This window comes from Streptomyces sp. SID3212, assembly GCF_009865405.1.
GTDB lineage: Bacteria > Actinomycetota > Actinomycetes > Streptomycetales > Streptomycetaceae > Streptomyces.
Genome location: NZ_WWJY01000244.1, coordinates 1 through 7,419 on the forward strand (window position 1 = coordinate 1; position 7,419 = coordinate 7,419).

The following is a 7,419-nucleotide window of genomic DNA, read 5'->3' on the forward strand; positions in this document are numbered from 1 at the left end:
CCGCCGCCCGGGCGGGCATCAGGGCCGGGGACACCGTACGGACCGTGGACGGCGCGTCCGTCGCGAAGCGGCCCGTGACGGAGGTCATGGCGCTGCTGCGCGGCGACACGAGGAGCGCGCCGGCCGGTTCCTCCGTGGTGCTGGGCCTGGAGCGGGACGGCCATCGCTGGACGCGTACGCTGCGGCGGGCCGAGCTGACCACCGAATCGGTCACGGTCGGCACGCTCGCGGGCGGCGCCCGGCTGATCAAGGTCGAGGCGTTCACGAAGGGCACGGGCGCGCGGGTACGGGACGCGGTGCTGGACGCCCCCGGCGAGGCCGGCGTCCTCCTCGACCTGCGGGGCAACGGCGGCGGGCTGGTCTCCGAGGCCGTCACGGCCGCCTCCGCGTTCCTGGACGGCGGCCTGGTCGCCACGTACGACATAAACGGCGAGCAGCGGGTGTTGAACGCTGATCCGGGGGGCGACACCACCCGGCCCCTCGTGGTGCTGGTGGACAGCGGCACGATGAGCGCGGCCGAGCTGGTGACGGGCGCCCTCCAGGACCGGGGCCGGTCCATCACGGTCGGGGCGCGTACCTTCGGCAAGGGCTCGGTGCAGATGCCGAGCAAGCTGCCGGACGGCTCCGTCGCGGAGCTGACCGTCGGGCACTACCGCACGCCGGACGGCCACGGGGTCGACGGCCGGGGCATCACCCCCGACGTGCAGGTGAGCGAGCGGGCACAGGACCGGGCGCGGACCGTGCTCAGCGGCCTCGGCGGAAATGGTTAAGGAAAACCGCGTCCAGGTGCGAAAATGGAAGGACTATGGCTAAGGAAACAGGGCGCAAGCTGATCGCGCAGAACAAGAAGGCGCGGCACGACTACCTCATTATCGACACCTACGAGTGCGGTCTCGTGCTGACCGGCACCGAGGTGAAGTCCCTGCGCCAGGGGAGGGCGTCGCTCACGGACGGCTTCGTGCAGATCGACGGCGGCGAGGCCTGGCTGCACAACGTGCACGTACCGGAGTACACGCAGGGGACGTGGACCAACCACAGCGCCCGGCGCAAGCGGAAGCTCCTGATGCACCGGCTGGAGATCGACAAGCTGGACTCCAAGTCGAGCGAGTCGGGGCACACGATCGTGCCGCTGGCCATGTACTTCAAGGACGGCCGGGCGAAGATCGAGATCGCGCTGGCGAAGGGCAAGAAGGAGTACGACAAGCGTCAGACGCTGCGGGAGAAGCAGGATCTGCGCGAGACGAACCGCGCGGTCGCGGCCGTCCGGCGCAAGCAGCGGGCCTGACGGGCCCGCCGCCCGGGCGCACCGCGCGGGGAATACGCGTGGACCGTGGTCGGTTGATCACGTAGGATGGGGCGTGCACTCCATCGAGGGTGCATGCAGGAAGCAGTTTGAAAAAACAACATGGGGATGATCGGTTTCGACAGCGGATGTCGAAGCAGGTGAAGCGAGCCGAGGAAGCGGCAATGATCTCGTAAACCATATGTCGCAAACAATAATCGCCACTTCTAAGCGCGATTCCTCCGCCTTCGCTCTCGCTGCCTAATTAGCAGCTAGCGAAGACTCCGCGGAGTGTCAGCCCGGGGCTGTTCCCGACCCGGATCCTGGCATCAATGAGGGAACTAAACTTCTAGGTCCGGTCACGGGACCTGGAAGGAAATCAAACAGTGACTGAGCCCGTCGGAGACTTGTCCGTGTGATCTCCGGGGCCGAGAAAATCGTAACGGACTGCGCTCGGAGAAGCCCTGGTTCTGCACCGTTGGACGCGGGTTCGATTCCCGCCATCTCCACAACACCCCATGTGAGGCCGAGGCCCCGCTGCCCCCAAAGGCAGCGGGGCCTCAGTCGTGTCCGGAGGACGCCGCGACCAGCAGCGCGACGAGCGCGGCGGCGGGCGGCACGGCGTATCCGAGTGCCGGCCCCAGGTGCTCCACCGTCCAGCCCCCCACCGCCGAGCCGGCCGCGATGCCGCCGAGCAGGGCGGTGACGGCCAGGGTCATGCCCTCGTTCAGCCGCCCCGCCGGGGACAGGCCCTGGACCAGTCCCATCGCCGTCACCATGGTCGGGGCGGTCGCCGCGCCCGCCAGCAGGAGGCTCCCGGCCAGCAGGGGCAGTGAACCGGACAGCGCCGCGAGTAGCGGGACGGTCAGCAGCGTGCTCATCGCGGCGAGGCAGAGCACCAGCCGGCGGGCGGCCCGGCGTGGTGGCGGGAGCAGGCCCAGCAGGAGTCCGGCGACGCACGACCCGCCGGCCTGGAGCGCCAGCACCGCGCCGCCCGCCCAGGCGGGATGACCGCCGTCGTCCGCGAAGGCGAGGGTCACGACCTCGGTCGCGCCGAAGACCGCGCCCGTGGCGAGGAGGACGGCGAGCAGGGCGGTCAGCGCGGGGGAGCGGAGAGGGGCGCGCGCCGCCCCCGTACCCCCGGCGGCCGGCGGTTCGGTGGACCGCTGCCCCGCGAAGAGCAGGATGCCGGTCAGCAGGAGGACCGCGCCGGTCAGTGTGCCCGCCTCCGGGAAGAGCGCCGAGCAGAGGACGGCGGCCAGCACCGGTCCCAGCATGAAACACAGCTCGTCGGCGGCCTGTTCGAAGGAGCGGGCGGTGTGCCGCGCCGCCCGGTGCTCCGGGGTGTCGGCGCGGAACAGATGGACCCAGCGCGCGCGGGACATCCCGCCGGTGTTGGGGGTGGTGGCGGTCGCGGCGTACGCGGCGAAGAGCGTCCAGTCCGGCGCGCGGTGACGGACGCAGAGCACCAGGGCGAGTGAGCCGAGGACGGCCGACGCGGCGGCGGGGACGGCGATCCGGGCCTGCCCGTGCCGGTCAATCAGACGGGCCACGCCGGGGGCGGCCAGGGCGGTGACGGCGAGGCCGGTGGCGGTGACGGCCCCGGCGAGCGCGTACGAGCCGCGCTGACCCGCGATCATGATCACCGCGCTCACGGTGAACATCCCCGCCGGGAGCCGGGCGAGCAGCGATCCGGCGGTGAAGGCGCGGGCGCCCGGGGGCGCGAAGAGGCGCGCGTACGGATTCACGCGCCGGGCCGGGCTCCGGTACGCCGGTACGCGCTCAGGGGTTTCGGGCGGACGGCCGGTGGATTGAGGCATGGCCCCACCCTCACGGCCGGTGCGGCGCGCGGTCCAACACCTGATCGGTGGCCATTCACGCAGCCGTGTTGTTGAATGCGGCGGATGTCCCGAGACATCGAACCTCGGCTCCTCCGCGCCTTTGTCGCCGCCGCCGAGGAACTGCACTTCACCCGCGCCGCCGCGCGGTTGTACGTTGCCCAGCAGGCCCTCAGCCGCGATATCCGGCGTCTGGAAGGGGAGTTGGGGACCGGACTCTTCGTCAGGACCACCCGGCAGGTGGCGCTCACAGGGGACGGTGAGCGGCTTCTGCCGTACGCCCGGAGGGTGTTGGCGGCGCAGGACGACTTGCTCGCCGCCTGTGCCGAGGGGGCGAGGCCGTTGCTCGTGGACCTCAACTCCGAGGGGCTGCTGACCTCCGGGCGGGTGCTGGCGCGGGCCCGTGAACTCGCGCCGGACTGTGAGTTGATGGCCCGGTTCGAGAGCGGTCTGACCGGTGCCGCCGGGGAGATGCGCGCCGGACGGCTCGACGTGTCCTTCGGGTACTTCGACGGGCTCGCGCGCGGGATGCGTGCGGGGTTGCGGTGCCAGCTGGTGCGGTACGAGCCGATGGCCGTGCTGTTGCCGTACGACCATCCCCTGGCGGACCGCGCGGAGGTGCCGCTCGCCGCGCTCGCCGGGGAGCGGGTGTACGCGGGGGCCGGGAATCCGCGGACGCCGGAGTGGACCGAACTGGCGCGGCAGCTCTTCGCCGGGCGGTCCGTCGCGCTCCGGGAACCGGCGCCGATGGCCGTCGGGCGGGAGGAGTTCCGGCGGATCATGGCGAAACACCGCACCCCCGTCCTCACGGTGGTGGACGCGCCGGAAATGCCGGGAGCGGTGTTGCGGCCCCTCGTGGCGCCCGTACCTCTGTCACCCGTGTTTCTGGTGTGGCGGGAGAGGCTGAAACACGCCGGTGTGAACGCTTTACGGGCCGCCGCGGCCGAACTCGGCAGCGAGGGCGGATGGCTTGAAGTGTTACCCGCGAGTTGGGTTCCGCGGCCGTCACAGCATTGACGCATGGTGTCCGTCAAGCCGAGGTACGGGCGACACCTCCTTGCGCTACATTCATCGTCCGGGTGCGGTGTGGTAGGGGGCATTCCGGTTCAGGTGGGGGCCTGGACCGACGGCCTGCCCGACCAGTCGATTGCGCACCCAAGACAGTCAGTGGGGGATGTGCGCAGTAGTGGAAAAATGGCGAGATGACGCCCGAACCGGGCATTCGCAAGAGCCGATTGATGGCACTATCGAACTGGATGGCCCCGGTCGTCAGCTCTCGGAGCTGCCCGCCGGTGCCCACCCCGCGCCGGAGTCAGGTCCCGCGCGGGAGGGTCAGGGAGACGGTTCCGACGGCCCGGTGTTCGTCGACGCGAGCGGCCGGCGGGGGAGGAAGTTCCGGCGGGCCGGCTGGGTCGTGGCGGTCGCCTGCGCCTGTTACGCGGTGATGCTGGGCGCCGCCGTCATAGGCGGCAGCTCCAGCGCGCCGTGGCTGCAAATACCCGGTCTCGCGGACAAAAAGAAGCCCGAGACGGTCGAAAACAAGCCAGTCCCGAAAGCGACACGAACAGGCTCGCAGGCGCCGGGTGATCCCGCCGCCCTGCCCACGGCGACGGACTCCAACGGCGTGGTCGTTCCCGGCCCTTCGGGCAGCGTGCCGCCCGGTGCCACGGGCACGCCCGACCCCGGTGTGTCGAAGCCAGGGGCCACGGTGAAGCCGCCGTCCGGCGGCGCCGGAACGGCCGGAGGCGCCGGAGCCGGAGCGGCGGGAGGCGCGGGCGGTACGGACCCGGGCACCGGTGCTCCGTCCGTGCCCGGCGGCCCCCCGGTCGACGACCCTGGGACCGCCGCCGGAGGAAGCGGTGGCGAGTCGCCGCCGCCCTCCCCGGACTCCAGCCCGCCCCCCGTCGACCCGACCACCTCGCCGGCCGATCCGCCGCCGGACCAGGCGGGCGCCCAGCAACTGGCCGCGGAAGGGGCGCGTTAGATGCCTTCCTCCCGCAGACGCCCGGCCGACGGCGTCCCGCGTCAGGGCCGCGCCGCCCATCAGGGCCGTACCTCTCGCCAGAACCGAGCCAACCGAGCAGGCCGAGCCAACCGGGCCGCCCGCCGCAGACTGCCCATGCGCTACCTGCTGCCCTCGCTCGTCCTCGTCGCCATGCTCGCGATGCTCATGCTCCGCGGCTACGTCCACAGCGAGATACTCGCCGACCACCGCGTCCGCCCCCCGGCCGCCACCGACCAGGTGCCCGACCGGATCCTCGACGGCGGCCCCGTCATCGACGCGCGCTCCGCCGCGGCCCCCGCGAAGTCGCTGAGCATCCCCGACGGCCGGCTGGTCCTGACGTTCGACGACGGCCCCGACCCGCGGTGGACCCCCAAGGTCCTGGACGAGCTGAAGAAGTACCACGCCCACGCCGTCTTCTTCGTGACGGGCACGATGGCCTCGCGCTACCCGGCCCTGGTGAAGCGGATGGTGGACGAGGGCCACGAGGTCGGCCTGCACACCTTCAGCCACCCCGACCTCTCGTACCAGACCAGGACCAGGACCAACTGGGAGCTGACCCAGAACCAGTTGGCGCTGGCGGGCGCCGCCGGTGTCAGGACCTCGCTCTTCCGGCCGCCGTACTCCTCCTTCGCCGACGCCATGGACAACAAGTCCTGGCCGGTCACGCAGTACATCGGCAGCCTCGGCTACATCACGGTCCTCGACAGCGTCGACAGCGAGGACTGGAAGCGGCCCGGCGCGGCCACGATCGTGGAGCGGGCCACCCCCAAGGGCCACCGGGGCTCGATCGTGCTGATGCACGACTCCGGCGGCGACCGCTCGCAGACCGTCGAGGCCCTCGGCCGCTATCTGCCCGCCATGCAGGAGCGCGGCTACCGTCTCGTCAATCTCACCGAGGCGCTCGGCGCGCCCAGCGCCCTCACCCCGGTCACCGGCGCCGACCTGTGGAAGGGCAAGGCCTGGGTCGCCGCGGTCGCCCTCTCGGACAGCGTCACCGACGTCCTGGTCGTCGGCCTGGCCGTGATCGGCGTCCTCGTCCTCCTCCGCTTCGGCCTGATGCTGGCACTGTCCTTCGCCCACGCGCGCAAGGTCCGCCGCCCCGGCTTCCGCTGGGGCGACCCCGTCACCGAACCGGTGAGCGTGCTCGTCCCCGCGTACAACGAACGCGAGTGCATCGCCAACACCGTCCGCTCCCTGATGGAGAGCGGCCACCCCATCGAGGTCGTGGTCGTCGACGACGGCTCCACCGACGGGACGGCCGACATCGTCGAGGAGATGTGGCTGCCCAACGTCCATGTCGTACGGCAGGAGAACGCCGGCAAACCGGCCGCGCTCAACAACGGCATCGCGCACGCCCGCCACGACATCATCGTGATGATGGACGGCGACACCGTCTTCGAACCGTCCACGGTGGGCGAGCTGGTGCAGCCGTTCGGCGATCCGCGCGTCGGGGCCGTGGCGGGCAACGCCAAGGTCGGCAACCGCGACACCCTCATCGGGGCCTGGCAGCACATCGAGTACGTGATGGGCTTCAACCTGGACCGGCGGATGTACGACGTGCTCCGCTGCATGCCCACCATCCCGGGCGCGGTCGGCGCGTTCCGGCGCCAGGCCCTGGAGCGGGTCGGCGGGATGAGCGACGACACCCTCGCCGAGGACACCGACATCACCATGGCCCTGCACCGCGACGGCTGGCGCGTCGTGTACGCCGAGCGGGCCCGCGCCTGGACCGAAGCGCCCGAGTCCGTCCAGCAGTTGTGGTCCCAGCGCTACCGCTGGAGCTACGGCACGATGCAGGCGATCTGGAAGCACCGCGGGGCCCTGGTCGAACGCGGCCCCTCCGGCCGCTTCGGCCGCGTCGGCCTGCCGCTGGTCTCCCTCTTCATGGTGCTGGCGCCGCTGCTCGCGCCGCTGATCGACGTGTTCCTGCTGTACGGCCTGGTCTTCGGCCCGACCGGGAAGACGATCGTGGCGTGGCTCGGCGTCCTGCTCGTGCAGGCGGTCTGCGCCGCGTACGCCTTCCGGCTCGACCGGGAACGGATGACCCATCTGATCACCCTGCCGCTCCAGCAGATCCTCTACCGGCAGCTCATGTACGTCGTGCTGCTCCAGTCCTGGATCACCGCGCTCACCGGCGGCCGGCTGCGCTGGCAGAAGCTGCGGCGTACGGGAGTGGTGGAGGCACCGGGCTCGGTGCCGGCCCCCCGGGGGCCCAGCGGTGAGCGGAGGCCGGTGGCATGACCATCCCCTCGGCGGCCGGTGGCACGAGCGTCCCTTCGGTGGACAACGGAGCC

6 protein-coding genes and 1 other RNA gene are annotated in these 7,419 nt (G+C 71.6%); 6 read left to right on the forward strand and 1 reads right to left on the reverse strand.

The features are described 5' to 3' along the window. The 3 genes from GT042_RS07215 to ssrA form a co-directional block, all read left to right on the forward strand. Window positions 1-770: S41 family peptidase (locus GT042_RS07215; protein WP_161307875.1), on the forward strand; the 770-nt coding region annotated here is incomplete at its 5' end. Window positions 771-805: 35 nt separating this feature from the next. After that, window positions 806-1,285, forward strand: coding sequence for an SsrA-binding protein SmpB (smpB, locus tag GT042_RS07220; RefSeq protein WP_161307876.1), 480 nt, complete (start codon window positions 806-808; stop codon window positions 1,283-1,285). A gap of 122 nt (window positions 1,286-1,407) precedes the next feature. After that, window positions 1,408-1,794, forward strand: a transfer-messenger RNA (tmRNA) gene (ssrA, locus tag GT042_RS07225). 48 nt (window positions 1,795-1,842) lie between these two features. On the opposite strand, the gene GT042_RS07230 is transcribed toward ssrA, so the two are convergent. Further along, window positions 1,843-3,102, reverse strand: coding sequence for an MFS transporter (locus GT042_RS07230; RefSeq protein WP_237530539.1), 1,260 nt, complete (start codon window positions 3,100-3,102; stop codon window positions 1,843-1,845). An 84-nt stretch (window positions 3,103-3,186) separates the two neighbouring features. Between GT042_RS07230 and GT042_RS07235 the strand changes: the two genes are divergently transcribed. From GT042_RS07235 to GT042_RS07245, 3 genes are all read left to right on the forward strand, one after another. Next, window positions 3,187-4,137: a LysR family transcriptional regulator gene (locus GT042_RS07235; RefSeq protein ID WP_161307877.1), complete on the forward strand. Its 951-nt coding sequence runs from the start codon at window positions 3,187-3,189 to the stop codon at window positions 4,135-4,137. Between the two features lie 340 nt (window positions 4,138-4,477). After that, window positions 4,478-5,104, forward strand: a complete 627-nt coding sequence (locus tag GT042_RS07240) for a hypothetical protein (protein ID WP_237530541.1) — start codon at window positions 4,478-4,480, stop codon at window positions 5,102-5,104. Between the two features lie 135 nt (window positions 5,105-5,239). Continuing rightward, a complete protein-coding gene (locus GT042_RS07245; RefSeq protein ID WP_161307880.1) occupies window positions 5,240-7,366 on the forward strand; it encodes a glycosyltransferase in 2,127 nt (708 codons plus the stop codon). The last annotated feature ends 53 nt before the right edge of the window (window positions 7,367-7,419 follow it).

Excerpts from the sequence above, each read along its gene's own strand:
- GT042_RS07230 (WP_237530539.1), bottom strand. The coding sequence starts at position 3,102 with ATGCCTCAATCCACCGGCCGTCCGCCCGAAACCCCTGAGCGCGTACCG.
- GT042_RS07235 (WP_161307877.1), top strand. The coding sequence starts at position 3,187 with ATGTCCCGAGACATCGAACCTCGGCTCCTCCGCGCCTTTGTCGCCGCC.
- GT042_RS07245 (WP_161307880.1), top strand. The coding sequence starts at position 5,240 with ATGCGCTACCTGCTGCCCTCGCTCGTCCTCGTCGCCATGCTCGCGATG.
- smpB (WP_161307876.1), top strand. The coding sequence starts at position 806 with ATGGCTAAGGAAACAGGGCGCAAGCTGATCGCGCAGAACAAGAAGGCG.